The sequence below is a fragment of the Thauera sp. genome, from assembly GCF_035444905.1.
Taxonomy (GTDB): Bacteria; Pseudomonadota; Gammaproteobacteria; order Burkholderiales; family Rhodocyclaceae; genus Thauera.
The window spans coordinates 13819-39952 of record NZ_DAOMPS010000040.1; the positions used below are offsets into that span (position 1 = coordinate 13819).

The 26134-nt window shown below is 67.7% G+C and carries 24 protein-coding genes; 13 read left to right on the top strand and 11 right to left on the bottom strand.

Going from position 1 to position 26134, the window contains the following annotated elements:
* Nucleotides 1–51: 51 nt before the first annotated feature.
* On the top strand, nt 52–2130 hold the full coding sequence (locus PLC66_RS16150; RefSeq protein WP_324542238.1) for a hypothetical protein: 2079 nt from the start codon (nt 52–54) through the stop codon (nt 2128–2130).
* Here the strand turns inward: PLC66_RS16150 and PLC66_RS22925 are convergent.
* Both PLC66_RS22925 and PLC66_RS16160 read right to left on the bottom strand, forming a co-directional pair.
* The gene (locus tag PLC66_RS22925; RefSeq protein WP_503012227.1) at nt 2037–2591 is read right to left on the bottom strand and encodes a type II toxin-antitoxin system RelE/ParE family toxin; all 555 of its coding nucleotides are present in this window, start codon (nt 2589–2591) and stop codon (nt 2037–2039) included. The two genes, PLC66_RS16150 and PLC66_RS22925, sit on opposite strands and share 94 nt — an antisense overlap.
* 8 nt (nt 2592–2599) lie before the next feature.
* Nucleotides 2600–2845, bottom strand: coding sequence for a type II toxin-antitoxin system ParD family antitoxin (locus tag PLC66_RS16160; protein WP_324542242.1), 246 nt, complete (start codon nt 2843–2845; stop codon nt 2600–2602).
* A gap of 145 nt (nt 2846–2990) precedes the next feature.
* Here PLC66_RS16160 and PLC66_RS16165 point away from each other — a divergent pair, with 145 nt between their 5' ends.
* The 4 genes from PLC66_RS16165 to PLC66_RS16180 all read left to right on the top strand — a co-directional run bounded on the left by PLC66_RS16165 (nt 2991) and on the right by PLC66_RS16180 (nt 6586).
* On the top strand, nt 2991–3929 hold the full coding sequence (locus PLC66_RS16165) for an AEC family transporter (protein WP_324542244.1): 939 nt from the start codon (nt 2991–2993) through the stop codon (nt 3927–3929).
* Between the two features lie 237 nt (nt 3930–4166).
* On the top strand, nt 4167–4541 hold the full coding sequence (locus PLC66_RS16170) for a hypothetical protein (RefSeq protein WP_324542246.1): 375 nt from the start codon (nt 4167–4169) through the stop codon (nt 4539–4541).
* Nucleotides 4542–4563: 22 nt separating this feature from the next.
* Complete coding sequence (locus tag PLC66_RS16175) at nt 4564–5562, top strand: hypothetical protein (protein ID WP_324542248.1); 999 nt, start codon at nt 4564–4566, stop codon at nt 5560–5562.
* Between the two features lie 97 nt (nt 5563–5659).
* Complete coding sequence (locus PLC66_RS16180) at nt 5660–6586, top strand: peptidoglycan-binding domain-containing protein (protein WP_324542250.1); 927 nt, start codon at nt 5660–5662, stop codon at nt 6584–6586.
* Nucleotides 6587–6670: 84 nt separating this feature from the next.
* On the opposite strand, the gene PLC66_RS16185 is transcribed toward PLC66_RS16180, so the two are convergent.
* The gene (locus PLC66_RS16185; RefSeq protein WP_324542252.1) at nt 6671–7606 is read right to left on the bottom strand and encodes a LysR substrate-binding domain-containing protein; all 936 of its coding nucleotides are present in this window, start codon (nt 7604–7606) and stop codon (nt 6671–6673) included.
* Nucleotides 7607–7703: 97 nt separating this feature from the next.
* On the opposite strand from PLC66_RS16185, the gene PLC66_RS16190 reads away from it, so the two are divergent.
* Together PLC66_RS16190 and PLC66_RS16195 are read left to right on the top strand one after the other, a co-directional pair.
* Complete coding sequence (locus PLC66_RS16190; RefSeq protein ID WP_324542254.1) at nt 7704–8927, top strand: MFS transporter; 1224 nt, start codon at nt 7704–7706, stop codon at nt 8925–8927.
* Nucleotides 8928–9005: 78 nt separating this feature from the next.
* Nucleotides 9006–9455 (top strand): MaoC family dehydratase, encoded by a 450-nt coding sequence (locus PLC66_RS16195; RefSeq protein WP_324542256.1) that lies wholly within the window; start codon nt 9006–9008, stop codon nt 9453–9455.
* Between the two features lie 24 nt (nt 9456–9479).
* Here PLC66_RS16195 and vapC read toward each other — a convergent pair whose 3' ends face one another.
* The 5 genes from vapC to PLC66_RS16220 form a co-directional block, all read right to left on the bottom strand.
* The gene (gene vapC / locus PLC66_RS16200) at nt 9480–9881 is read right to left on the bottom strand and encodes a type II toxin-antitoxin system VapC family toxin (RefSeq protein ID WP_324542258.1); all 402 of its coding nucleotides are present in this window, start codon (nt 9879–9881) and stop codon (nt 9480–9482) included.
* The gene (locus tag PLC66_RS16205; protein WP_324542260.1) at nt 9878–10072 is read right to left on the bottom strand and encodes a type II toxin-antitoxin system VapB family antitoxin; all 195 of its coding nucleotides are present in this window, start codon (nt 10070–10072) and stop codon (nt 9878–9880) included. Before PLC66_RS16205 ends, vapC begins: the two co-directional genes overlap by 4 nt.
* A gap of 82 nt (nt 10073–10154) precedes the next feature.
* Entirely contained in the window at nt 10155–12998 is a 2844-nt protein-coding gene (gene fdhF, locus PLC66_RS16210; protein WP_324542262.1) for a formate dehydrogenase subunit alpha, read from the bottom strand.
* The gene (locus PLC66_RS16215; protein WP_324542264.1) at nt 12998–14752 is read right to left on the bottom strand and encodes an NAD(P)H-dependent oxidoreductase subunit E; all 1755 of its coding nucleotides are present in this window, start codon (nt 14750–14752) and stop codon (nt 12998–13000) included. The genes fdhF and PLC66_RS16215 overlap by 1 nt, the downstream gene beginning before the upstream one ends.
* Before the next feature lie 47 nt (nt 14753–14799).
* Nucleotides 14800–15192 (bottom strand): hypothetical protein, encoded by a 393-nt coding sequence (locus tag PLC66_RS16220; RefSeq protein WP_324542266.1) that lies wholly within the window; start codon nt 15190–15192, stop codon nt 14800–14802.
* 316 nt (nt 15193–15508) lie between these two features.
* Between PLC66_RS16220 and PLC66_RS16225 the strand changes: the two genes are divergently transcribed.
* Nucleotides 15509–17542 (top strand): sigma-54-dependent Fis family transcriptional regulator, encoded by a 2034-nt coding sequence (locus PLC66_RS16225; RefSeq protein ID WP_324542267.1) that lies wholly within the window; start codon nt 15509–15511, stop codon nt 17540–17542.
* Between the two features lie 111 nt (nt 17543–17653).
* Here PLC66_RS16225 and PLC66_RS16230 read toward each other — a convergent pair whose 3' ends face one another.
* From PLC66_RS16230 to PLC66_RS16240, 3 genes are read right to left on the bottom strand one after another with little or no spacing between them, the layout of a single operon-like run.
* Nucleotides 17654–18427, bottom strand: a complete 774-nt coding sequence (locus tag PLC66_RS16230) for an enoyl-CoA hydratase (protein WP_324542269.1) — start codon at nt 18425–18427, stop codon at nt 17654–17656.
* 20 nt (nt 18428–18447) lie between these two features.
* Nucleotides 18448–20076, bottom strand: coding sequence for a cyclohexanecarboxylate-CoA ligase (gene aliA, locus PLC66_RS16235; protein ID WP_324542271.1), 1629 nt, complete (start codon nt 20074–20076; stop codon nt 18448–18450).
* 24 nt (nt 20077–20100) lie between these two features.
* Complete coding sequence (locus PLC66_RS16240) at nt 20101–21363, bottom strand: ABC transporter substrate-binding protein (RefSeq protein WP_324542273.1); 1263 nt, start codon at nt 21361–21363, stop codon at nt 20101–20103.
* 296 nt (nt 21364–21659) lie between these two features.
* On the opposite strand from PLC66_RS16240, the gene aliB reads away from it, so the two are divergent.
* From aliB to PLC66_RS16265, 5 genes are all read left to right on the top strand, one after another.
* On the top strand, nt 21660–22808 hold the full coding sequence (aliB, locus tag PLC66_RS16245; protein WP_324542275.1) for a cyclohexanecarboxyl-CoA dehydrogenase: 1149 nt from the start codon (nt 21660–21662) through the stop codon (nt 22806–22808).
* 119 nt (nt 22809–22927) lie between these two features.
* Nucleotides 22928–23695: a 2-hydroxycyclohexanecarboxyl-CoA dehydrogenase gene (gene badH / locus PLC66_RS16250; protein ID WP_324542277.1), complete on the top strand. Its 768-nt coding sequence runs from the start codon at nt 22928–22930 to the stop codon at nt 23693–23695.
* Nucleotides 23696–23737: 42 nt separating this feature from the next.
* A complete protein-coding gene (gene badI / locus PLC66_RS16255) occupies nt 23738–24520 on the top strand; it encodes a 2-ketocyclohexanecarboxyl-CoA hydrolase (protein WP_324542279.1) in 783 nt (260 codons plus the stop codon).
* A 100-nt stretch (nt 24521–24620) separates the two neighbouring features.
* Nucleotides 24621–25775 (top strand): acyl-CoA dehydrogenase family protein, encoded by a 1155-nt coding sequence (locus PLC66_RS16260; RefSeq protein ID WP_324542281.1) that lies wholly within the window; start codon nt 24621–24623, stop codon nt 25773–25775.
* 43 nt (nt 25776–25818) lie between these two features.
* Nucleotides 25819–26134: acyl-CoA dehydrogenase family protein (locus PLC66_RS16265; RefSeq protein ID WP_324542283.1), on the top strand; the 316-nt coding region annotated here is incomplete at its 3' end.

A 26134-nucleotide genomic window follows, 5' to 3' on the forward strand; every position in this document is an offset into this window, starting at 1 on the left:
GGTTTCGCTTCCTATGTTCAACCGAGGGAGATGCTCGCGAAGGGGCGAAACATGAAACGCTGGTTGCTGACGCTCATGCTGTCGCTCCTGCTGACAGGCTGCCTGCTCGACGGGTTCGACCTGCCCGCTGGCTATCGCCCCGCGCACCCGGGTGCGGTCGCCCCGATCGCTGATCGGACAGTGCTTCACGCGCGGCTCGACCCCGTCAAGGGCGGAGACGTTTATCTGCGCTTCTTCGGCACCGGCCCGACAAGCTACGTCGTGGAGAAGTTCACCGTGCTGCCCGACGGCGAGACGGCTGCGCTGCCGCCAGCACATGTGCGTTTCGTGCCCCTGGACGCCGATCATTACGCGCTGTACTGGCAGATCGCCGCTGTCCCGGGACAAGGCTATGCCGTGGTGCGTTTCGACGCCGGGCGGATGGTCGCGCTGGCGCCGCCCGCAGACCAGGCGGCGGTGATCGCGCTGGGCGGACGGCACGGATTGGCGGCGACGAGCCGGGTCACTGGGGGCTTTGCGCTGGAAGCAACCGACGAAAGCCGGGTGCTCGCCTTTCTCGCCACGCTGGCCGCCCGCCAGGATCTGCGCGCCACCGTGTTCAGCCCCGTGGCCGACCTGCCGCCGCCGCTGCGTACTGCGACGCTCGCCGGGCTGGGAGCCCACGTTCCGCGGCTCAAGCGCGCGGACCTTGGCGATGAGGCCAGTGCCCAGGCGTTTGCCGCCTATGCGAGGATGCGCGCTGAGGACGGCGGGGGCTTCGGCCACTACCTCGTCGCGCGCCTTGCCGCCAACGGCTGGGGCATGGCCGCCGACAGCGCACTCGCCATCCGCGAGGCTGAATCGGCCATGCGCCAGGGCGTGCCCGAAGCCGGCCATGTGATCGGGGCAGTGCACTATCACGGCCTGGGCGTTCCAGCCGACCCCGCCCGCGCCTATCCGTTTGCGCGCAAGGCCGCGGAGGCCGGCTCGCCGGCCGCAATGGCGCTGCTCGGCCTCGCCCTGCGCGATGGGCAAGGGGTGGCGAGGAATGAGGCCGAGGCGCGGCGCTGGTTCCGTCGCGCGGCGGACGCCGGCCATGCGCCCGCGCACGCGCTGTGGGCAGACCTCGTGCTGCAGGACCAGAGCGCGGATGGCGATCGCGCGGCGATCGAAGCCCTGGAGGCCGGCATCGCGCAGGACGACGTGTTCGCCTACTCGCTGCGCGGTTTCATGCACGAGCACGGCCGCGGCGGGCCGAGGGATCTCGCCGCGGCAACGACGATGTTTCTCGCCGCGGCCGAACGTGGCGACGCATACGCCCAGTTTCTCGCTGGCGAGCGCCTGCGCGCCGGGCAGGGCATTGCGCAGGACATCCCGCGCGGGCGCGCGCTGCTCGCCGCGGCGGCGCAAGCCGGCATCGCGGACGCCCGGGCCGCGCTCGAACGCCCCGATCCCGCGCCCCAGGCGGTGAAGAAGGGCTGCGTGGAGGACTGGTGCAAGCAGGCCCTGGCGGCCACCGACGCTCATCTCGAGGACCTCAAGCTTCGCATGCGGAAACTGCGCGCCGAACTGCGTACCTGTCCCAAGCTCGAGAATCCGAATCTATCGTGCAGCGAGCTCGATGCACCGCCACCCGCTTCGACGTCCGCCGACGGCTCGCCGCGCGTGGTGTATTTCTTCGTGTACGGCTGCGCGAAATGCGCCGAAACTGGCACCTTCATCAAGGCCTGGAGTGACCGGCGTGGGGTGTTCGTGTACCGCATTCCCGCCATCTGGAGCGCTGGAGTGAACACGGAGATGGCGAGAGCGTATTACGCCCTCAAGGCCCTGGGCGTGGCCGATGCGCTCGACGGCAAGATGTTCGAAGCGGTCCGTGGCGGGCGCTTCCGCTCTTGGACAGTCGAGGAGTTCGTCGCCCTTGCCACGGCGAACGGCGTGGCGGAGGGCAAGGCGCGCGCTGCTTTCGGCAGCCCTATGAAGGCGACACTGGATCAGGCCCGCGACGCAAGCCGTCTGTACCGGCTCGACGCCGTGCCCGCGCTTTTCGTGAACGGCCGCTACCAGATCGGCCTGGGTCGCGACGATGCGCAGACGCTCGCAGACCTGGACGCACTGCTTGACGAGCTGCTTGCCCAGGAGGCGATGAGATGAACAGAGGGTATGGGAACGGGAACGGCGGGCATGGCAGTCCGGCCGCCACCCTCAGGGCAGCGTAGGCCAGTCCGGCTGCGGCTGACATTGGGGGGCGGGATGACACGGGAGCATGGAGGCGGGCGCAGCGCGCTACGACTCGTGCGTGTCGTGACCCTCGAAACGTCCTGCGTCGGCTGCAAACTGGGCGGAAAGTCCCGCGCTCCGTGCAGGATGCGCACCACGAGTACGTCCGTGGCGGTGGCCTCGAGGACGATCACGTAGTTCCCATGCGCGAAGGAGCGGATGGCGTCACCCAGTTCCGGTCGCAGACGGTAGCCCGGTGGATTGAGCAGAATCCGCTGGCAGTGCTGGCGCAACGCCTGCACGAAGGTGATCGCCCGACGCGGATTGTCAGTGGCGACGTAATCGGCGATGGATTCGAGATCCTGTTCGGCCAGTGGCGTCAAGCGCAGACGCATCAGCGTCCCTAGTCGGCGTATTTGGCCTCGAGGCGATCGAACACTACGTCGGCAGCCTTGGGTTCGCCGCTCGCCCGGCCAGCCGCGATCGCAGCCCGAAGGGCGTCGAGTTCGAGTTGCCGGCGCTGTTCGCCTTCCTCCAGCAGACGCAAGCCGGCACGGACCACTTCACTTGCATTGTTGAAGCGGCCCGCTTGCACCTGCTCTCGCACGAAGCGCTCGAAATGAGTACCCAAGGCAACACTGGTTGGCATGACGGCGACCCAATCACTATTAGTTAATAACTGGTATTAAATCGGCCCCGGTCGTCGGCGTCAATCTTGTGCCTGTAGAGTTAGGTCTGCGGTTGTTAGGGGATGTCATCGATCCCGCCTTTTCTTCAAGACGCAGACGTCCCCCATGCTCGCCATCCTCGCCATTACCGGCCCGATCTTCATCCTCATTGCCGTCGGCTTCGCCGCGGTGCGGCTGCGCGTGCTGGTGCCGACCGACATGCGTGCGCTGGGCGTCTTCGTGATCAATTTTGCGCTGCCCGCGCTGTTGTTTGGGGCAGTGTCGTCGGGGGCGCTCGCCCAGACCGTCCGCCTCGACCTGCTGCTGCCCTATGCGCTCGGCTCGCTGCTGGTGGCAGGCGGCGTGGTGGCGCTGGCGATGACGGCGCTGCGGCGCAAGCTGCAGATGGCGGCGGTGCTGGCGCTGGGCATGTCGGTGTCGAACAGCGCCTTCATCGGCTTTCCGATCGCCCGGCAACTGTCGCCCGATACCGCGAGCGCGGCGCTGGCGGTGTATGCGCTGGTCGAGGCGCTGATCATGTTCCCGCTGCTGCTGGCGCTGGCCGAGCTCGGGGGCGGGGGTGGCGGGCGCTGGCCGGTGGTGCTCAGGGGGATCGTGTTGAGCCTGGCGCGAAACCCGATGATCCTCGCCATCCTCGCCGGCCTTGCGTGTTCGGCGCTGGGCTTGGCGCTGCCGGTGCCCGTTGCGCGCGCGGTGGAGCTGCTGGGCAGCACCGCGGCGCCGGTGGCGCTGTTCTACATCGGCGGCACCCTGGCCGGGCTCAAGGTGCGAATTGCCGCCGGCGATATCGGCCTCATCGTCGCGGGCAAGCTGCTGCTGCACCCGCTCGGCGTCTATCTCGCCTTCCTCGCCTTCCCGGCCGCGGGCGAGGCCTTGAGTACCGCGGCGGTCCTCAATGCCTGCATGCCGATGATGAGCGTGTATCCGATCCTGGCGCAAAAGTACGGCCACGAGGGGCTGTGTGCGGCGGCACTGGTGGCGACCACGGTGAGCTCCTTCTTCACCATCAGCGGCTTCCTGTGGCTGAGCGGCGCCGGGGGGTGAACCCCCGACCTACGTCGTCATGGTGCAGATGAAGTCGGGCGGCGCGGGCGGCGTATCGGGTTGACACCGAGCCCTGTTCCGCGCTGCGCGCGCCCGCAGTGGCGGCAAGGCGATGCGGTCCGAATGCGGCAGCTTGCAAATGATGCGCCCTGTGCTAGACCAGACTCATCAGGCGCGTCGTCATCGGTCATATGACGAAAGGCGCTCCCCGACCGCGGACTACGAGGTGCAACATCGATGGATGCCGCATGGGTCCGCACGAGCCGCTTGCGCGCCGCGCTTGGGGTAATGGGTGCGGTACTCGCGCTGGCCGCGTGCACGACCGTGCGGATCGAATCCACGCTCGACCCCAATGCCGTCAGGATGGAGCGGCATTGGGGCGTGCTCGCGGTGGAGCTGCCGGACGCGACTTCGTCCTATGTGGCCGAGCTGCGCTCGTTCGGGTTGTCGCGCAGTCCGTTCGGCTGGACGGCGGGGTATGCGCGCCAGAGCTGGGCGGCACTCGACGATGAGTGCCGGGTGGTGGTCTGGGTCCTCACCCGCGAGGAGCTCGACGCAGCCCGTCAGTTGGCGAGCGACAGCGCGGGACTGTGCGTCGCCTCGGCACCCTAGGGGCAAACAGGAGATCGATCCGATGTGTCCGCTTGCGAAAGGGCTTGTGTGCGCCGCTCCGCTCATCCTCTGTGCATGCACCAGCGCACCAGCACCGCCGCTTTTCTTCGGCGAGCAGGTCGTGATGGGGCTCGGCCTCGGCACCGGTGCGGCCACCCAGGGGATGGACTTCACGCTGGGCTACAAGGACCAGGACGTGGCCGTCGTGCCGGTCGGAGCGGTCAACCAGGGCAGGGGGCAGGCCGTCACGGCGCGCACGCAGGATGGCGCGGGCACCACATGGGACAAGGACGCGTTGTCGGTGTTCGGCCAGTTCGAAGGCCAGGGCGCCCACGCTGCAGGCAGTGGCTCCGGCACGCGAAAGGTGGCGCTCGGGCGCTTCTTTGCGACCGGCCTCGCCGCGACGAACCTGGCCGAAGCTTACCGTGACGGATGGGCCGGCCGGCCCAAGGGCCGCAAGGCACCGGCCGAGGACTCACCTGCGTCGCGCGGCCCTGCCGGAGCGGCAGCGACATCCGGGACGCGGGATGGCGACGCGAAGGACGGCAAGGCGCAGGCCGCCGAGGACGACTCCGAACGGCGTGGCGCGGCGGGCGCGCCGCAATCGAACTCGGCGAGCCTCGTCTATGTGCCACCCCTCGTCTTTGCGCAGACCAATACCCTGGGCATCGGCCTCTCGACATCGGTGGCCGAGCAGGGCGTGCAGTTCAGCCTGGGCTATTCCGGCCGCGACATCGCCTTCGTGCCGGTCATGATCCGCTCTGCGGATGGTTCGTCCGCACGGCTGGGCGGTCGCCATGGCGGGGAAGGGCCCGAACCCGACTACGAGGACGACGCGCTTTCGGTCTTCGGCCAGTTCAAGGTCGACACTGCAACCGAGACAGTGCAGTTCGGGCTGCAGCGCTTCTTCACCACTGGCATGGCCGCGCGGCGGCTGACCGAGGGGGTCAAGGCGGTGGTCGCGCGCGAGCTGCAGGCGCAACAGGGCGGCGCGGCGGGCGGCGCTGGCCAAGCGCAGTGAGGAGCGCTGTGCGGCACTTGAAGCCGCACAGCGAAGGACGCGCGCCCGCTGATGGGCCTGCGGTTTTGCCCGGCACGGCATGCAGCGAGGAGGCCACATGGCGAAGAAATCCCGAAGCCCGGCGAAGGCCAATGGCGAGGCCGAAGGTGGCCGTGCGCGCAAGACTCCGCCCCCCGCGACGCCTCAAGTGCCGTTTGCGGAGGACATGTCATTCGCGGACGACATGCCGTTCGCGGACGACATGCCCTTCGCGGCGACACCATCCGTCGCCGCACCTGGCGAGCGGCCGAGTGCGCTGCTTGCACCGATCGTCCGTCGCGCTGGTCGCGAAGTGAGCGGCGAGGATGTGCTCGCCCTCGCGCGGCGGCATATCGGCGAGGCTTACAAGCTGGGTGCGCGTGCACCGATGGCCAACGCTGGCTGGAAGGGACCGTGGGACTGCGCCGAGTTCGTGTCCTGGTGCGTGTTCCAGAGTTCGGGAATCCTGTTCGGCACGCAACCGCGCAACGACCCCGTGCGTGCGGATGCCTTCACCGGGTTCTGGGCGCAGCAGGCGCGCGCCGCTGGATGCACGGTGCGCGTGGCTGAGGCCGCAGTGATTCCAGGTGCCGTCCTGCTGCGCTTTCCGCAGCCCGGGGCGGTCGGCCACATCGTGTTCTGCGATGGCAGCGGCGGCACCGTGGAAGCGCACAGCAGCAAGACCGGCGTCATCGCCCACACGATCAGCGCGCGGCGCTGGGACACCGGCGTGCTCGTCCCTGGTATCCGCTACTTCCGCGCCGGCGAGCCGGTTCGGGTGACCGCGCCATCGGGCGTCTTGCGCCTGACTGAGCCGATGACCAAGTCGGACATGGTCGAGAAGATCCAGCGCCGCCTGGTGAAGCTCGGTTTTGCGCCGGGGACGGCAGACGGCATCTATGGGCCGCAGACGGCCGACGCGGTCAAGCACTTCCAGGCCGAGCGCGGGCTGGTGGTGGACGGCGAGGTCGGCCCGGATACGCTCGCCGAATTGGGGCTTTCGTGATGTAGCAGCGCTTTTCTGCTGTCTTTTGGCATCGACGGGATCTGCGCTTTCCTCAATCCTTCATTGTCCAGATTGACGCCCGCTTCACATCCCCTCTGGGCGAGGCGCTTCCGGAGGTGTCCCGGCTGCCCCAGGCGAACGGCCCGCCTCCTCGATCAACCACTGCTTTACCGTCGCCACCGCCGGGCGCAACGGCACCCTGCGCGGGTGCACCAGGTAGTAGCCCTGCGTCAGCGCCAGCGCATGGACGAAGGGTTCCACCAGCGAACCTTCGGCCAGCTCCGCTTCTACCAGGTGCGGACTGGTCATGACCAGGCCCTGTCCCTGGCGCGCGGCCTCGATCGCCATCAGGCTCTGGTCGAAGTGGATGCGCGGGATGGCAGCGATCTGCGCCGCCGACAGCCGGCTGTAGCGCTCCTGCCAGGTGGGCCAGTGCGGTTGCAGCGTCGTCACCAGCAGGGTGGTGCGAACCACGTCGTCCGGCACGCGCAGATCGAGCGGGGCGAGGTAGCGCGGGTTGGCGTAGACGCGGCTCTCGTCCTGCAGCAGCAGCGTCACGTCGAGCTCTGGGGCGCGGCCGTCGAAGTAGCGGATGGCGAGGTCGATGGATTCGCGCTCGAGGTCGACCACCTGCGGCGTGGCATTGAGGTGCAGTTCGATCTCGGGATGCCGGCGCAGCAGGCCGGCCATGCGGCTGGCGAACCACTTGGTGGCAAAGCCGGGCGGCATGGACAGCACCACGGCGCTGTTGCGGCGGTTGCGGAGCCTGTGGCTGGCGTCGGCGATCTGCGCCAGCGCGGGCTGGATGCGCTTCCAGTAGCCGAGCGCATCCTCGGTCGGCTGCACCTGGCGGACCTGACGCACGAACAGCGCGGCCCCCAGCCATTCCTCCAGCTTCTGGATCTGCTGGCCGACGGCACCGGGGGTGACGAAGAGCTCCGCTGCAGCAAGAGAAAAACTGCCGGTGCGCATCGCAGCGTCGAAGGCAACAAGCGCCTTCAGGGGCGGGTAAGGATTCATGGCATAGAAAATCTATTGCACGGCGCAGTATAGATCGTTTGTCGGCGACCGCCTGGGCGAACACAATCGCGCTCGTCCGAAAACGGAAGTTCGCGCCATGTTCCACACCCTGCGCCGCCCCGATGTGCTGGTCGTCACCCTGGCTGCCGCCGGCATCCTGATGGTCACGTTGGGTGTGCGCCAGTCGTTCGGCCTCTTCGTCAGCCCGCTCAACAGTGCGACCGGCATGGGCGTGGCCACCGTTAGCCTGGCGCTGGCGATCGGGCAGCTCAGTTGGGGGGCGATTCAGCCCGTTGCCGGCGCGCTGGCCGATCGCTACGGGGTGCGGGTGGTGCTGGTGGTGGGCCTGGTGATGCTCGCCGTGGGTTGCGCGCTGACGCCCTTCGTCGACGACGGCTTTGGCCTGGCGGTGAGCCTGGGCCTGCTGGCCTCGATGGGCTCGGGGATCGGCAGCTTCTCGGTGCTGATCGGGGCCGCGGCGCAGCGCCTGCCGGCCGATGCGCGCGGTGCAGCGTCGGGTGTGATCAACGCCGGCGGCTCCTTCGGCCAGTTCGTGTTCGCGCCGCTATTGCAGAAGCTGATCCAGTCGATCGGCTGGATGGGTGCAATGTGGGCGATGGCGCTGGCGGCGCTGGCCGCGCTGCCGCTGGTCGGCCGGCTCACGGCGCCCGGTGCCGCGACCGCGGAAGTGCCGGCGCCGGCGAGCGAGCAGCGCCTCGGTCCGGCCGTGCGCGCGGCGCTGAAGGACCGGAGCTACCTGCTCCTGCACGCCGGGTTCTTCACCTGCGGCTTTCACATCGCCTTCCTGGTCACGCATCTGCCTGGTGAGGTCGACCTGTGCGGCCTTCCGGCCGGGGTGGCCAGCACCTCGCTGGCCATCATCGGGCTGGCCAACGTGTTCGGCAGCCTGTTCGCCGGCGCCTGGGTGGGGCGCTACCGCAGCAAGCACGTGCTGGCGCTGATGTATGGCTCGCGCGCGCTGCTGATCGCCTGGTACCTGCTGATGCCGCCCACCGAATGGACCTTCTACCTGTTCGCCGCCGGCCTGGGTTTCACCTGGCTGGCCACGGTGCCGCCGACAGCGGCGATCGTCGGCAAGCTGTTCGGTACGCGCTATCTGGCGACGCTGTTCGGGCTGACGCTGCTGTCGCACCAGATCGGCGGCTTTCTCGGCGCCTGGCTGGGCGGTCTTGCGTTGAGCGAGTTCGGTGACTTCACTTGGATGTGGTACGCGGACATGGCGCTCGCCCTTGCCGCCGCACTGCTCAATCTCCCCATCCGCGAGGCGCGGGTGCAGCCGCTGCAGACGCATGCTGCCTGACCTGCCGGCGGGCGGCGATCGCGTCGTCCGCGGCTGAATTCAAGACCTACACGATGATCGGGCAAAGGAGCCTTGACGATGACACAGCCTCACTACCTAGACGACCTGACCGTGGGCCAGAAATTCGGCTCGGGGTGCCGCACGCTCGAACACGACGCGATCCGGTCCTTTGCTGCCGAGTTCGACCCGCAGCCCTTCCACCTCGACGAGGCGGCGGCGCAGGCAACACTGTTCCGCGGGCTCGCAGCCAGCGGCTGGCATACGGCGGCGGTCACCATGCGGCTGCTGGTGGACAGCGAGTTCCGCCCGGCCGGCGGGGTGATCGGCGCCGGCCTGGAAGAACTGCGCTGGCCGCGCCCGGCGCGGCCCGGGGATGAGTTGCGTCTCGAGATCGAGGTGCTCGATGTGCGCCCGTCGAGGTCGCGCCCGGAGCAGGGCATCGTCAAGGTTCGCGTCACGACGCTGAACCAGAACGATGAGGCGGTTCAGGTCTACGTGGCGAATCTGGTGGTGCAGCGGCGGGAGTGAGCGGAGGCGTCGCCCGGGGCTGAATCACGCTTCACGCATTGCCGAGCGCAGGCCAAGGTGGCGCACGAATGGGTCGAAGTCACGGTCGCTGAACAACAATGCGTGGTCGTGCTCGATGCAGCTCGTGGCGATCACGGTGTCGATGGTCTTGCGGACGGTGATGCCGAGTGCCCGCAGCGTGCGGAAGTTGCGCGCGGCCTGGACGCCGATCGCGGCGCCGCCGAGGTTGAGCACCTCGAGCGCGCCGAGTAGCGTTCTTGCCTGCTCGAAGTCGCGGTCGCCGGTGAAACCTTGCAGGACTTCGGCGAGGATGAGGTCGCCGATGAGGATGGGCTCGCGGCCGAGCAGGGCGTCGAGGAAGTCCGCCTGCGGGGTGGGCGTTCCGCGGAAATAGTCGATCCAGACGCTGGAGTCGACCAGGATCAACGGTCGGTCCTCATCGCGTCGAGATCGCCCTGCCAGTCGAGCTTACCGCGCAGACTCCGGATCCTCTGCTGCTCGCACAGGCGCAGCAGGCTGCGCAGGCCGGTTTCGACCACTTCACGCTTGGTCTTGAGTCCGGTCATGCGCAGGGCGTCCTGCATCAGGTGGTCGTCGATTTCGATGTTGGTGCGCACGATGTGTATTCCTTTGATGATTGATACACATCATAGGCTCGGCGGCAGGCGATCGCAATGACGGAGCTTCGAGCAACTGGTTTCAACCCCCCGTCAGCCTGCAGGCCGCGTATTTGAACTCCGGAATCTTGCCGTACGGGTCGAGCGCCGGATTGGTCAGCATGTTGGCCGCCGCTTCCACGTAGCAGAAGGGTACGAAGACCATGCCTTCGGGCATCAGCGGGTCGGTGCGGGCGGTGAGCGTGATGCGGCCGCGGCGGGTCTCGATGGTCAGCGCGGCGCCGGGTTCGAGGCCGAGGCGGGCGAGTTCGGTGGGGGCGAGCGTGGCCACCGCGGCCGGCTCCAGCGCGTCGAGCACACTGGCGCGGCGGGTCATCGAGCCGGTATGCCAGTGTTCGAGCTGGCGGCCGGTGATGAGCACGGTGGGCCAGGCGTCGTCGATCGGTTCGTCGGGCGGTAGCGGCACCGTCGGCCGGAAGCGCGCGCGGCCGCTGGCGGTGGGGAAGCGATCGCCGAAGACCACGTCCAGGCCCGGGGCGTCGTCGGCGGGGCAGGGGTAGGTGACGGATTCCTCGGCGTCCAGGCGTTCCCAGCTGATGTGGTCGAGTGAGTGCATGCCACGCTTCATCTCGGCGAAGACGTCGCGCGGGTGGGTGTAGTGCCAGTCGAGACCAAGGCGGCGGGCGATCTCCTGGATGATCCACCAGTCGGGACGGGCGTCGCCGGGCAGGGGCACGGCGGCGCGGCCCATCTGCACCTGGCGGTTGGTGTTGGTGACGGTGCCGTCCTTCTCGGCCCAGGCCGAGGCGGGCAGGATGATGTCGGCGAACTGTGCGGTCTCGGTGACGAAAAGATCCTGCACGACCAGGTGTTCGAGTTTGGCGAGCGCGCCGCGCGCATGATCGAGGTCGGGGTCGGACATCGCCGGGTTCTCGCCCTGGATGTACATGCCGCGAATGGTGCCGGCGTGGATGGCGTGCACGATCTCGACCACGGTGAGGCCGGGTTTGTCGGCGAGCGGCGTGTTCCACAGCTCCTCGAAAGCGGCGCGGATCTGCGCGTCGCCCACCGGCTGGTAGTCGGGGAAAACCATCGGGATGAGGCCGGCGTCGGACGCGCCCTGCACGTTGTTCTGCCCGCGCAGCGGGTGCAGGCCGGTGCCGGGGCGGCCGATGTGGCCGGTGGCGAGCGCGAGCGAGATCAGGCAGCGGGCGTTGTCGGTGCCGTGGGTGTGCTGCGAGATGCCCATGCCCCAGAAGATCATCGCGCGCTCGGCTTTGGCGTAGAGGCGGGCGATGTCGCGGATCTCGTCGGCGGCGACGCCGCAGGCGGGCGCCATGGCCTCGGGCGTCATCGCCGCGACGTGGGCCTTGAGCGCCTCGAAGCCCTCGGTGTGGGCGGCGATGTAGTCCTCGTCGTACAGGTGCTCGGTGACGATGACGTTGAGCATGGCGTTCAGCAAGGACACGTCGCTGCCCGGGGTGAAGCGCACCATGCGGTGGGCGTAGGCACCCATGGTGATGCCGCGCGGGTCGAGCACGATGAGCTTGGTGCCGCGCTTGGCCGCCTGCTTGAAATAGGTGGCGGCGACCGGGTGGTTCACCGTCGGGTTGCAGCCGGTGAGGATGATGACGTCGGCCTGCTGCGCCTGCATGAAGGAGGCGGTGACCGCGCCCGAGCCGATGCACTCGATCAGCGCCGCGACCGAGCTGGCGTGGCACAGCCGGGTGCAGTGATCGACGTGATTCGAACGGAAGCCGGTGCGCACCAGCTTCTGGAACAGCCAGGCCTCTTCATTCGAACACTTGGCGCTGCCGAAGCCGGCGAGCGCGTCGGGGCCGTGCGTGTCGCGCAGGCGGCGCAGGCCGGCGGCGGCAAGGTCCAGCGCCTCGTCCCAGCTCGCGGCGCGGAAGTGGGTGAGCGGCTTGGCGGGGTCGAAGTCGGGGTCGAGTCCTTTCGGCACGCCTTCGCGGCGGATCAGCGGCACGGTGAGCCGCGACACGTGGTTGGGGTAGTCGAAGCCGAAGCGGCCCTTCACGCACAGGCGGTTCTCGTTCGACGGCCCGTTGCGGCCCTCGACGAAGACGATCTTGTCGTGCTTGACGTGGTAGGTGAGCTGGCAGCCGACGCCGCAGTAGGGGCAGACCGAATCGACCTTGCGGTCTGCGCAGGCCGAGTCACCGCGGCCGTGCTGATCGACGATGCGGCTGGGCATCAGTGCGCCGGTGGGACAGGCCTGCACGCATTCGCCGCAGGCCACGCAGGTGCTGTCGCCCATCGGGTCGTCGAAGTCGAACACGATCTTCGACGCCGCGCCGCGGTGGGCGAGGCCGATGACGTCGTTGACCTGTACTTCGCGGCAGGCGCGTACGCACAGGTTGCACTCGATGCAGGCGTCGAGGCTGACGTGCATCGCGGTGTGAGAGGTGTCGGGCGGGGTCGGGGCCGCGCGGCGCTGCGGCAGGCGGCTGTGAGGGGCGTCCGGCGCGTCGATGTCGAGCGCCATCAGGTCGACCATCTCCCAGAAGTGGCTGGCGCGGTCGGGGCTGTCGGCGCGCGCCGGCTGGTCGGCGAGCAGCAGCTCCATGACGCCTTCACGCGCGGCGCGCACGCGCTCGGACGAGGCGCTCTTCACCACCATGCCCGGCGTGGCAGGCCGGATGCAGCTTGCGGCCAGGGTGCGTTCGCCCTCGATTTCGACCATGCAGGCGCGGCAGTTGCCGTCGGCACGGTAGCCGGGCGCGTCCTTGAAGCACAGGTGCGGGATGCGCTCGCCGGCGCGCTTGGCGACCTGCCACAGGGTCTCACCCAAAAAAGCCTGCACGCGGACGCCATCGAGGGTGATCTCGAAGGCGTCCAGCGGTGCAGTCAAGGAGGGAGCCGGAGAGAGGGAAGAAGCGGTGGGCGCGGAGGCAAACGTGCTCATCAGGCGGATTCCGTGTTGGCGGCGGCCGGGCGCAGGCGGATGCCCTGTCTTGCCAGTTCGGCCGGGAAGAAGCGCAGCAGGCTGGTAACCGGGTTGGGCGCGGCCTGGCCGAGGCCGCAGATCGAGGCGTCCTGCATGACCTGGGCAAGGCGCTGGAGCTGGTCGGGGTCCCAGTCGTCGCGTTCGAGCAGGCCGAGCATCTTTTCGGTGCCGACGCGGCAGGGCGTGCACTGGCCGCAGGACTCGTCGGCGAAGAAGGCCATCAGGTTCTGTGCCACCGCGCGCAGCTCGTCCTGGTCGGAGATCACCACCACCGCGGCCGAGCCGATGAAGCAGCCATGCGGCTGCAGGGTGTCGAAGTCGAGCGGCAGGTCTGCCTTGCTCGCCGGCAGGATGCCGCCCGAAGCGCCGCCGGGCAGGTAGGCGAGCAGGCGGTGACCGGCCAGCATGCCGCCGCAGTATTCGTCGACCAGTTCCTGCAAGGTGATGCCGGCCGGCGCGAGGTGCACGCCGGGCTTGCTCACCCGGCCGGACACCGAGAAGCTGCGCAGGCCCTTGCGGCCGTGACGGCCCTGGCTTGCGAACCAGTCGGCGCCGCGCTGCCACAGCAGCGGAATCCAATACACCGTCTCGACGTTGTTCACCAGCGTCGGGCGGTCGAACAGGCCCTTCTGCGCGACGAAGGGTGGGCGATGGCGCGGCTTGCCGGGCTTGCCCTCGAGCGATTCGATGAGGGCGGATTCCTCGCCGCAGATGTAGGCGCCGGCGCCGCGGCGCAGGTGGATGAAGCCGGGCGCGGCGAGGCCGGTCGCCTCGACCTCGGCGATCGCCTCGCGCAGCACCGCGTGCAGGCCGGGGTATTCGTCGCGCAGGTAGATGTAGAGCGCGGTGGCATCGACCGCCCAGGCGCTGATGAGTGCGCCTTCCAGGAAGCGGTGCGGGGACTGCTCCAGGTAGTGGCGGTCCTTGAAGGTGCCGGGCTCGCCCTCGTCGGCGTTGATCACCATGTAGCGCGGCGCGGGTTCGGCGCGCACGAAGGCCCATTTCTTGAAGGTCGGAAAGCCTGCCCCGCCCAGGCCGCGCAGCCCGGCCTGCTCGAGCACGCCGCTGAGCTGTTCGACGCTGACCTCGCCGCCGCGGGCCTGAGCGAGCAGGCCGTAACCGCCCTCGCTGCGGTAAGCGTCGAGGCGCTGCCAGTCGATCGGCACGGGGTGCAGATCCTGGCTCGCCAGGAGGGTGCACACCGCCGCTGGCGTGGCGTCGCCAAGGTGGCGGTGACCCACCTCGACCACCGGTGCCGCGTCGCAGCGCCCCATGCAGGGTGCGCGCACCACGCGCACCTGCTCGGGATCGATCGCCTGCGCCAGTGCCGACTGCAGGGCCTGCGCGCCGGCGAGCTGGCAGGACAGCGAATCGCAGACGCGGATCGTTACCGCCGGTGGCGGAATTTCGCCGTCGCGGACGATGTCGAAGTGGGCGTAAAACGTAGCCGTCTCATAGACGGCAGCCATCGGCAGGTTCATCCAGTGCGCCAGCGCGCGCAAGTGAGCCATCGACAGATGTCCCCGGGCGTCCTGCACGGCGTGCAGATGCTCGATGAGCATGTCGCGGGCGCGGCTGCGATCTCCGAGCAGGTGCTCGATCTCGCTCAGGGCGGCGGGATCGAGCTGGCGACCGCGCTGCGTGGCGCGTGTACGCCGCGTCGCAGCAACTGTCGACGCGGGCGAAATGCCGGAGAGAATCGATTGGGCCATCGTGATTGGGCTTCCCGGGCGTGCCTGGTGGTTTGAAGGGAGTGGGCTCAGCGCCCAAGGATGCGATCGAGCAGGCTGGCGAACCAGCCCTTGCTCGGCGCCTGGGGAGGCTGCCGGGGCGCAGGGCTGGGTTGCGACTGCGGCGCACGGGGCGCCGCGCTCTGGGCCGTCGCCGTCGCCGAAGCGGTGGCCGGGCGCTCAGCGGCTGCGGCCGGCTTTGGCGGTGTGGCTGCGCTGGTGCGCGCAGTGGCCGCAGGTGCTGCGGCGGCTGCCGGGGCTGCAGCGGAAGAGGTCGCCTGGGCGAGTCGTGCCTCGAGCAACTGTCGGTAATGACGCAGTTGCACGGAATCCTGGGGCGGGGCGGCGAGTCCGACGGTGGACGCGAGCTGCTCGAAGTGACGACGTAGGACCGAGTCGGTGGGCAGGGGACAGGCACTCATGATGGACGCCTCCTTGGTGGTTTTCGGTTTGCGCTGTGGATCGACGGCGAGCAGGGCTGGCGTGACTCCTTTCATTGCAAGCCTTGTGCCAGAATTGGGAGGCGCGTCCTTGCGCGGCTTGAGGCGCCTTTGTCGTGGGGCGCGCGCTGTCCGTCGGGTTGCGGGGTGAGGGTGGGCGGCGGGCATAGCCCAGCTTGATGCCGGCCATTGTTCATCTGCATTTGCTTCAATCTTGGGCAGGTGCTACTTTTTTGAACATAAATATAAGTCGCATCCCGAAACCATGCTTTTCGGGAGCATACGGAGGAAGACCGACATGGCTGCTGTGCCGCAGTTGAAGGTGGCGCGCGAGGATCGAATTGCCGTCGCGCGCGAAAAATTTTTCAACCGCGGGGTGCTGCCGGAAGACGATGTTTCGCCGCTGATCCTGCGCTCGTGGGAGCGCTGCCGCGAGTCCGGCCTGGATCACCGTGGCGGTGGCAGCGTCGAGGTGGCCAGCCGCGGTCAGCTCGAGGAGTCGCGCAACCAGAGCACCAAGCTGCTCGATCTCGCCAGCGGCGTGATGGAACACGTGTTCGAGCAGATCCGCGCCTCGGGCAGCATGGTCATCCTTGCCGATCCCGATGGCATGATCATCCACAGCCTCGGCGATGCCTCCTTCGTCGATCGCGCCCAGCGCGTTGCGCTGCAACCGGGCGCCTGCTGGACCGAGACGCGACTGGGGACGAACGGCATCGGCACGGCACTGCAGGAGCGTACGCCGGTCGAGATCTTCGGCTCCGAGCACTACCTGGACCGCAACGTCTTCCTTGCCTGCTGCGCGTCGCCCATCCTGGACGCCCACGGTCGCATGGCAGGTGTGTTCGACATTTCCGGCGACTACCGCAATCCGCAGCGGCATACCCTCGGCCTGGTCCGCCTGTCGGTGCAACTGCTCGAGAAGCGCCTGTTCGAGTCCGAGTTCGCCAAGGACATCCTGATTGCCTTCCACCCGCGGCCGGAATACATCGGCAGCCTGCAGGAAGGGCTGATCGCGCTCAGCCCGGATGGCACCATCCTCGGCGCCAACCCGGCCGCGCGCGAATGGCTGTCGACGCAGTCCGGCGACGCCGGCGCGCCCAATTTCAGCGACCTGTTCCGGCTCAGCTTCGGTGCCATTCTCGATCGGGCGCAGGCAAGCTCCAGCGCACTCATCCGCCTCGGCATGAAGCAGGGCGGGGAGCTCTACGTGCAGGTGCGCAGCATGCGCCCGCTGGTGCTCACCAACGCCGGACTGGTCGAGGTGGGCGAAGCGCGCGCACGCGTACAGCCAGGGGTGAGCGCCAAGGGCGGCGATCGCAGCGGCGAGCTCCGCTTGACGCTCGAATCCCTGGCGACGGGCGATGAGCGCCTGCAGCGCGCCATCGATCGCGCCAGACGGGTGGGGGGCAAGGACATCCCGCTGCTGATCCAGGGCGAATCCGGAGTGGGCAAGGAATTGTTCGCACGCGCCTTCCACAACTCGAGTGCGCGTGCCGACGGTCCTTTCGTGCCCTTGAACTGCGCCGCCATCCCCGAGCACCTGATCGAGTCCGAGCTGTTCGGCTACGTGGGCGGCGCGTTTACCGGTGCGCGCCGCGAGGGGGCGATCGGCAAGGTGCAGCAGGCCCACGGCGGCACGCTCTTCCTCGACGAGATCGGCGACATGCCGCTGGCGATGCAGACCCGCCTGCTGCGCGTGCTGCAGGAGCGCAGCGTGACACCGGTGGGCGGCATGAAGGCGATTCCGGTGGATATCTCGCTGGTCTGTGCCACGCACCGCGTGCTGCGCGATGCGGTGGCCAACGGCGAGTTTCGCGAGGATCTGTATTACCGCGTCAATGGGCTGACCGTCACGCTGCCGCCGCTGCGCGAGCGCAGCGACGTGTCCACCCTGGTCGATCGCCTGCTGCAGGCCGAGGCGCAGGATTCGGGGCGCAGTGCGATCACGATCAGCGCCGAGGTGCGACGATTCTTCGAGACCTACCCCTGGCCGGGCAACATCCGCCAGCTGCACAGCGTGATTCGGGTAGCCGCCGCCTTGCTCGACGACGATGAGGACGAGATCGATTCGGCGCACCTGCCCGAGGAGCTGTTCGGAGTCGACTCCGCCAGCGAGCGCCTGGAGCCGTGTGCGTCATCGACGCCGGGCACGGTGGCGCCGGCCGCCCCGGCGCCGGCCGATCCGGCCGCCACGCGCAGCCTGGACGAACTCGAGCTCGAGGCCATTGCCGCGGTGATGCACGAAGTCAAGGGCAACGTGTCGGCCGCCGCGCGCCGCCTCGGGGTGAGTCGCAACACGCTTTACCGCAAGCTCGGGCGCATGAGCTGAAGGCCCGCCTGCAGGAACATCGGGCGGCGGCTTGGTACGATCACCCCAGTCGAGCCGCCGTCAAGGATCGGCATCCCGAGTTCGATCGATCCGCCGACCCCGCAATCACCCTCAGCGGTTCTCGAAGCGCGGGCTGCGCTTGTCGAGGAAGGCCGCCATGCCTTCCTTCTGGTCGGCGAGCGCGAAGGTGGCGTGCAGTGTGCGGCGCTCGAACAGCAGGCCTTCGTTGAGCGGGCTCTCGAAGGCGCGGTTGACCGACTCCTTGAGCATCATCAGCACCGGCAGTGACTGCTTGGCGATCTCCACCGCGGCGGAGATGGCTTCTTCCAGCACCTTGTCGGCGGGGTAGACGCGCGAAACCAGGCCGCTGCGTTCGGCTTCGGCGGCGTCCATGATGCGACCGGTCAGCACCAGGTCCATGGCCTTGGCTTTGCCCACCGCGCGGGGCATGCGCTGCGTGCCGCCGGCGCCGGGGATCACCGCGAGCTTGACCTCGGGCAGGGCGAACCTGGCCGTGTCGGCGGCGAACACCAGGTCGCACATCATCGCCAGCTCGCAGCCGCCGCCCATCGCCACGCCGGACACCGAGGCGATGACCGGCTTGCGGAAGGTCTTCAGGCGCTCCCAGTTGCGGCTGATGAAGTTGGACTTGTACACATCCATGTAGCCCCAGGCCTGCATCGCGGCGATGTCGGCGCCGGCGGCGAAGGCCTTGTCCGAGCCGGTGATGACCACGCAGCCGACGTTGTCGTCGGCCTCGAAGCCATCGAGCGCGGCCGACAGCGCGTTCATCAGCTCGTCGTTGAGGGCGTTATGGACCTCGGGGCGGTTCAGGCGGATGAGGCCGACCCGGTTGAGGGTTTCGACGAGGATCACAGATTTCATGCGGTTTTCTCCGTGGCCACTCATTGCGCGTCGGCGAACTGCTTGGCCATCTCGCGCAGTTTGAACTTCTGCAGCTTGCCGCTCGGCGTCGCCGGCATGCTGTCGACGATCTCGAGGCGCTCGGGGGCGTATTGCTTGGTCAGCTTCTGTTCGTCGAGATGGCGCACCATCTCCTCGAAGCTGAACCGGGCGCCCGGCTTCAGCATGACGAAGGCGCAGGCACGTTCGCCGAGGCGCTTGTCCGGGTAGCCGACCACCGCGCAGGCCTGGATCGCCGGGTGCTTGTAGAGGAGGTTCTCGACTTCCATGACCGGGATGTTCTCGCCGCCGCGGATGACGATGTCCTTGCTGCGGCCGTTGATGCGCAGGTAGCCCTCGTCGTCGATGAAGGCGCGGTCGCCGGTGTCGAACCAGCCGTCCTCGGAGGTGGCGTTCAGGTGCGGGCGCTTGAGGTAGCCGGCGAACAGCGAGGCGCCGCGGATCTGCAACTCGCCGGTTTCACCGGCCGGGAGCAGGTTGCCGTTGGCGTCGATGACGCGGATCTCGATGCCGGGCACCGGCCGACCGTCGGAGACGCCGGATTTCTCCAGTGCGCGCGCCGGCTCGGTGACGGTGACGGCGCCGCACTCGGTCATGCCCCAGGCCGAGCTGACGCGCATGCCCATCAGGCGGTAGGCGCGCTCGATGACGACCGGCGGAATCGGCGCCCCTGCGCAACTGAACTTGTTGAAACTCGGCACCGGCGCCTCGCCGTTCTCGACCGCCAGGCACAGGTCGCCGACGAAAGCCGCCGAGGCCATGCTGAAGGTGACGCCTTCGGCACGGGCGATCTGCAATGCCTGCTTGGGATCCCACACGTCCTGCAGGACGACCGTCGAATTCAGGATCAGCGGCACCATGGCGAGGAAGCCATAGCCGGTGAGGTGGGCCATCGGCGAGGCGCCGAGCACGATGTCCGACTCGCTCAGCTCCATTGCCTTGATGTAGGCGTGCAGGTTGGAGAACAGCGTGTTCGAGGTGTGCATCACCGCCTTGGGCTCGCCAGTGGTGCCCGAGGTGTACATCAGCAGCAGCACGTCGTCGGGCTCGAGGCCGGCGGTGGCGAGCGGCGGGGTGTCCGCGCGCATCAGCAGCTTGTCGAAGCTGTTTGCGCCCTCGCCGCCGATCACCACCAGCTGCTTGAGATGCGGCAGGCCGGGAAGCATCTCGACGGCCATCGCCTCGTAGTCGAAGTTGCGGAAGGTCTTCGGCACGATGAAGACCTTCGATTCGCCGAAGTTGAGCATGAAGTTCAGCTCGTTCTGGCGGAAGATCGGCATCACCGGGTTGGCCGCCGCACCGATGCGGGCGCAGGCCAGCGCGAGGGCAATGAATTCCCAGCTGTTCGGGAGCTGGAAGGTCACCACGTCGGACCGCCCAACACCCAGCGCAACCAGGCCACGCGCGATGAGGTCTGCGCGGCGATCGAGTTCGCGATAGCTCAGGCGGGTCGGCTCGGCCTCGCCCTGACGATAGGACACGAGCGCCGTCTTGTCCGGGAAGCGCTCGAGGGCGCGCTGGAAGAAGACGTTGATGGTCTCATCACGCCAGAATCCGGCGGCCTTCATCGGCCCCAGGCGCGGGGCCAGCAGTACGGGATCGAAGTTCATGCTGTTCTCCTGATGAGTTCCGCCTTACTGCTGGACCAGCGGGCACTTGGACTGCGACAGCGGCAGGGCGGCGTCGCTGGCGGGGATCACGGCACGGACGTGGTAGTAATCCCACGGCTCCTTGGATTCGCTCGGCTTCTTGACCTCGAGCAGCAGCATGTCGTGGGCGAACTTGCCGTCGGCGCGGATCTGGCCCTTGAATAGGCCGTCATCGATCTCGGTGGACTTCAGGTACTGCATCACCGCGGTGGCATCGTCGGTGCCTGTCGCCTCGACCGCCTTCAGGTAGTTCAGCACCGAGGAGTACACGCCGGCCTGGGCCATGCTCGGCATCTTCTTGGCCTGCTCGAAGAAGCGGCGGGCAAAGGCGCGCGTCTTGTCGTCGCGGTCCCAGTAGAAGCCTTCGGTCAGCGTCAGGCCTTGCGCCGTCTCGAGACCGAGGGCGTGGACGTCGTTGATGAAGAGCACGATCGGCACCAGGGTCTGGCCGGCGGCGGTGATGCCGAACTCGGAGGCCTGCTTGATCGCGGTGATGGTGTCCTGGCCGCCGTTGGCGAGCGCGATGACGTCGGCCCGCGAGGCCTGCGCGCTGAGCAGGAAGGAGGAGAAATCCGCGTTCGGGAAGGGGTGCTTGGTCGAGCCGACCACCTTGCCGCCGTTGGCGGTCACCACGCTGGCGGCGCCGTTCATCATGGCTTCGCCGGCCGCGTAGTCGGCGGCGATGAAGTACCAGTTCTTCTTGCCGGCGTTGACCATGGCCTTGGCGGTGCCGGCGGCGAGACCGTAGGAGTCGTACACCCAGTGCACGGTGTTGGCGTTGCAGCGCTCGTTGGTAATGGGTAGCGAGGCTGCGCCCGAAACCAGCGCGATCTTGTTCTTCTGCGCGACGACGTCCATCACCGACAGCGCGACGTTGGTGGTGACCAGCTCGGTGATGACGTCGACCTTGTCGCGGTCGATCCAGCTGCGCGCGCGCTCGGCGCCGATGTCGGCCTTGTTCTGGTGGTCGGCGCTGACGATCTCGATCTTCTTGCCCAGCACCGTGCCGTCGGCGGAGAAGTCCTTCAGCGCCATCTGCGCAGCGATCACCGAGCCCTGGCCGGTGAAGTCGGCATAGGTGCCGGCCATGTCGGTGAGCACGCCGATCTTGACCACGTCGTCACTGATCGCAGCGTAGGCAGGCGCGCTCACCACACCCATGAGGGCGAGGGCGCAGGCGAGGCGGGTGGGGGCGCCGAACTGCGCGCGGGCGGGTTTGGCCTGCTGGATTGTGGTCTGGTTGTGCATGTCTCGCTCCATTCTCATCTGTTCATGTGGACGGTCGCCGTCAAGGCAGCGCAAAGCTATCGGTAGGGCTTCTATAAGTCAATAGATTGCACTAAAAAAACTGATGGCCAGATAGATTATTGTGCGACGCACAAGCGTTAAGCTAAAAAAACATAACTAAAACATGACGATAATAATTTATATCTTCATGGGAATGGAGGTTCTGATCTCGAGCTTCATGAAAATGAGTAAAGATATTGACAGATAAAATTGCCTCCCCCAGAATGGCCTCACTCACAACGAACAGGGAGCAGGCGATGGATTTCAGTCTGAGTTCCGAGCAGCAGGCGCTGGTCGATATGGCGGGTCGCTATGCCCGCGAACGTCTGGCGTCGGGCTACAAGGCTCGCGAAAAGGCCGAGCGCGTCGAGCGCGAGATCATTCTGGAAATGGGCGACATGGGCCTGCTCGGCCCCGAGCTGCCGGAAGAGAAGGGCGGGCTGGGCGTGGGCTGTGTCAGCAGCGGCCTGCTGCTCGAGCAGATCGCCTACGGCGACTTCAACGTCTCCTACGTCAATCTGCTGGTGTCGCTGTGCGGCCAGATCGTGGCCACGCACGGCCGCTCCGACGAGGCGCGCGCCTGGCTGGCCGAGGTGGTTGCCGGGCGCAAGACGATCGCGATCGCCCTGACCGAGCCGAGCGCCGGTTCCGACGCCGCTCGCCTCAAGCTCAAGGCGGTGCGCGACGGCAACGACTTCGTGCTGTCGGGTGAGAAGACCTCGATCTCGATGGCGACCCAGGCCGACGTGGCGGTGGTGTTCGCCCGCACCGGCAGCGAGGCCGACGGCGCTCGCGGCATCAGCGCCTTCCTGGTGCCGATGGATCTGCCCGGTGTGTCGCGGACCACCTTCGACGACATCGGCACGCGTCCGGTCGGCCGCGGCTCGATCTTCTTCGACGGGGTGCGCATCGGTCGCCACATGATGCTCGGCGACGAAGGCCAGGGCTTCATCCAGGTCATGCAGGGCTTCGACTACAGCCGCGCGCTGATCGGCCTGCAGTGCATGGGCGTGGCGCGTGCCTCGCTCGACGAGACCTGGCGCTATGTGCAGGAACGCGAAGCCTTCGGCAAGCCGATCGGCGAATTCCAGGGCGTCAGCTTCCCGCTCGCCGAGGCCGAGACCATGTACGAGGCCTGCCGGATGCTGTGCCTGCGCACGCTCTGGCTCAAGGACAACGAGCTGCCGCACACCGCCGAGGCGGCGATGTGCAAGTGGTGGGGGCCCAAGCTGGCCTGCGACATCATCCACCAGTGCCTGCTGACGCACGGCCACGGCGGCTACGGCGGCGACTACGACTTCGGTCAGCGCTACCGCGATGTCATGGGCCTGCAGATCGGCGACGGCACCGCGAACATCATGAAGATGATCATCGGCCGTCAGAAGATCGCCCAGTACCGCATCTGACGCAGCCGTACCCGAATCAAGCCCGGTCGCGGCCGGGTTCCCCAGATCAACAGCATCGGCGCCTTGCGGGCGCACCCGGCCGGCGCGCCGGCAAAGCATCTCACCAAAGGAGCAGGGACATGAAAGGACTCAAGGACAAGGTTGTGATCGTCACCGGTGGCGGCGGCGGCATTGGTTCGTCGATCTGCCGTCGTTTCGCCGAGGAAGGTTCGGCGGTGGCGGTGTTCGACATCAACAAGGACGCCGCCGCGACGGTCGCCGCCGGCATCCGTGACGCCGGCGGCAAGGCGCAGGCCTTCGTCGTCGATCTGACCAGCCAGGAATCGGTGATCGCGGCGGTGAAGGCGGCCGAAGCCGCGCTCGGTGCGACCGACGTGCTGGTGAACAACGCCGGCTGGGATCACGCCGCGCCGTTCCTGAAGACCGACAAGGCGCTATGGGAAAAGATCGTCGCGGTGAACCTGTATGGCGCGCTGTACATGCACCACGCGGTGCTGCCCGGCATGTCCGAGCGCGGTCGCGGCCGGGTGGTCAACGTCGCCTCCGACGCCGCCCGCGTCGGCTCCTCGGGCGAGTCCGTGTATGCCTTCTGCAAGGGCGGCCTGGTGTCGTTCTCGAAGACCCTGGCGCGCGAACTGGCGCGCAAGCAGATCAACGTCAACGTCGTGTGCCCCGGCCCGACCGACACCGCGCTGTTCCGCGATTTCGCCGGCGAGGGCGAGAAGGGCGAGAGGCTCAAGGACGCGCTCACCAAGGCGATCCCCTTCGGCCGCCTCGGCCAGCCGGATGACCTGGCCGGCATCGTCGTCTTCCTGTCGAGCGATGAAGCCTCGTTCATCACCGGTCAGATCATCAGCGCCTCCGGCGGCCTGACGATGGCTGGCTAAGCCCGTCCTGTCCCCACTACTCAAATTCAAGGAATCGAGAGCATGCAATACGAAGACATTCTCTACACCAAGGCCGACGGCATCGCCACCATCACCATCAACCGTCCGAAGCAGTTCAACGCCTTCCGCGCCCAGACCTGCGAGGAAATGATCCACGCCTTCAAGGATGCGGACTTCGACAGGAGCATCGGCGTGGTCGTGCTCACCGGTGCCGGCGAGAAGGCCTTCTGCACCGGCGGCGACCAGGGCACGCAGGACGGCGGCTACGGCGGCCGTGGCGTGATCGGCCTGCCGATCGAGGAAGTGCAGAGCGCAATCCGCGACATCTCCAAGCCGGTCATCGCCCGCGTCAATGGCTACGCCATCGGCGGCGGCAACGTGCTGGTCACGATCTGCGACCTGGCGATCGCCTCGGACAACGCCCAACTCGGCCAGGCCGGCCCGCGCGTCGGCTCGGTCGACCCCGGCTTCGGCACCGCGCTGCTGGCGCGCGTGGTCGGCGAGAAGAAGGCGCGCGAGATCTGGTACCTGTGCCGCCGCTACACCGCGCAGCAGGCGCTGGAGATGGGCCTGGTCAATGCGGTGGTGCCGCAGGCCGAGCTCGACGCCGAAGTGAAGAAGTGGTGCGACGAGATCGTCGAGAAGAGCCCGACCGCGATCGCGCTGGCGAAGAAGTCGTTCAATGTCGATACCGAGATGATCCGCGGCATGGGCGGCCTGGCGATGCACGCGCTCAAGCTTTACTACGAGACCGCCGAGTCGGCCGAAGGCGGCAACGCCTTCCGCGAGAAGCGCAAGCCCGAGTTCCGCAAGCACCAGCGCTAAGGCGGTACGGCGCGGCACGAGCCTTCTCCCCCTCACTCGTGCCGCGCCGCGACCTCCTGCCTCGACATCCACACGCCCACCGCCACGGAGACAGACAAGAATGATCCGCGACCAGGAAACACTGAACATCTTGCTGGACACGATTTCGCGCTTCGTGCGCGAACGCCTGGTGCCGGCCGAAAACATCGTCGCCGAGACCGATCGCATTCCCGACGACATCGTCGCCGAGATGAAGGAGCTGGGCCTGTTCGGTCTGTCCATCCCCGAAGAGCATGGCGGCATGGGATTGACGATGGAGGAGGAGGTGCTCGCGACCTTCGAGATCGGCCACACCTCGCCGTGCTTCCGCTCGCTGTTCGCCACCAACAACGGCATCGGCGGCCAGGGCATCGTCATCGACGGCACGCCCGAGCAGAAAGCCCATTACCTGCCCAGGCTGGTGACCGGCGAGTACATCGGCTCGTTCGCGCTGACCGAGCCGGACAGCGGCTCGGACGCCGCCAGCCTGCGCACCACGGCAATCCGTGACGGCGACTTCTACGTGCTCAACGGCACCAAGCGCTACATCACCAACGCCCCCGAGGCGAGCATCTTCACCGTGATGGCGCGCACCGACCCGGCCAAGAAGGGTGCCGACGGCATCTCAGCCTTCATCGTCGAGCGCGGCACGCCCGGCCTGTCGCTGGGCAACCCGGACGAGAAGATGGGCCACAAGGGCTCGCACACCTGCGACGTGATCTTCGAGGACTGCCGCGTGCCGGCCGCCAACCTGATCGGCGGGCGCGAGGGCGTCGGCTTCAAGACCGCGATGAAGGTGCTCGACAAGGGCCGCATCGCGATCGCCGCGATCTCGGTCGGCGTCGCCGAGCGCATGCTCGAAGACGCGTTGCGCTATGCCTGCGAGCGCAAGCAGTTCGGCAAGCCGATCGCCGAGTTCCAGCTCATCCAGGCCATGCTCGCCGACAGCAAGGCCGAGCTCTACGCCGCGCGCTGCATGGTGCTCGACGCCGCCCGCCGCCGCGACCAGGGCCTGGACGTCGGCACCGAGGCCTCGTGCGCCAAGATGTTCGCCTCCGAGGCCTGCGGCCGCATTGCCGACCGCGCGGTGCAGATATTCGGCGGCGCGGGCTACCTGGCCGAATACGGCATCGAGCGCTTCTACCGCGACGTGCGCCTGTTCCGCCTGTTCGAAGGCACCACCCAGATCCAGCAACTCGTCATTGCCCGCAACATGATCCGGGCCCACAACGGCTGAGGCTTCGCCGCCGCCGCATCCAAGACCCGTAAAGGAGAGACACATGAGCAACGAATTCAGATGGGACGACCCGCTGTTGCTGGACCTGCAACTGACCGAAGACGAACGCATGATCCGCGACGCCGCCCAGGCCTATTCCCAGGGCAAGCTGCTGCCGCGCGTGCAGGACGCCTTCCGTAACGAGAGCACCGACCCGGCGATCTTCCGCGAGATGGGCGAGATGGGCCTGCTCGGCCCGACCATCCCCACCGAGTACGGCGGCGCCGGCCTCAACTACGTCGCCTACGGCCTCATCGCGCGTGAAGTCGAGCGCGTCGATTCCGGCTACCGCTCGATGATGAGCGTGCAGAGCTCGCTGG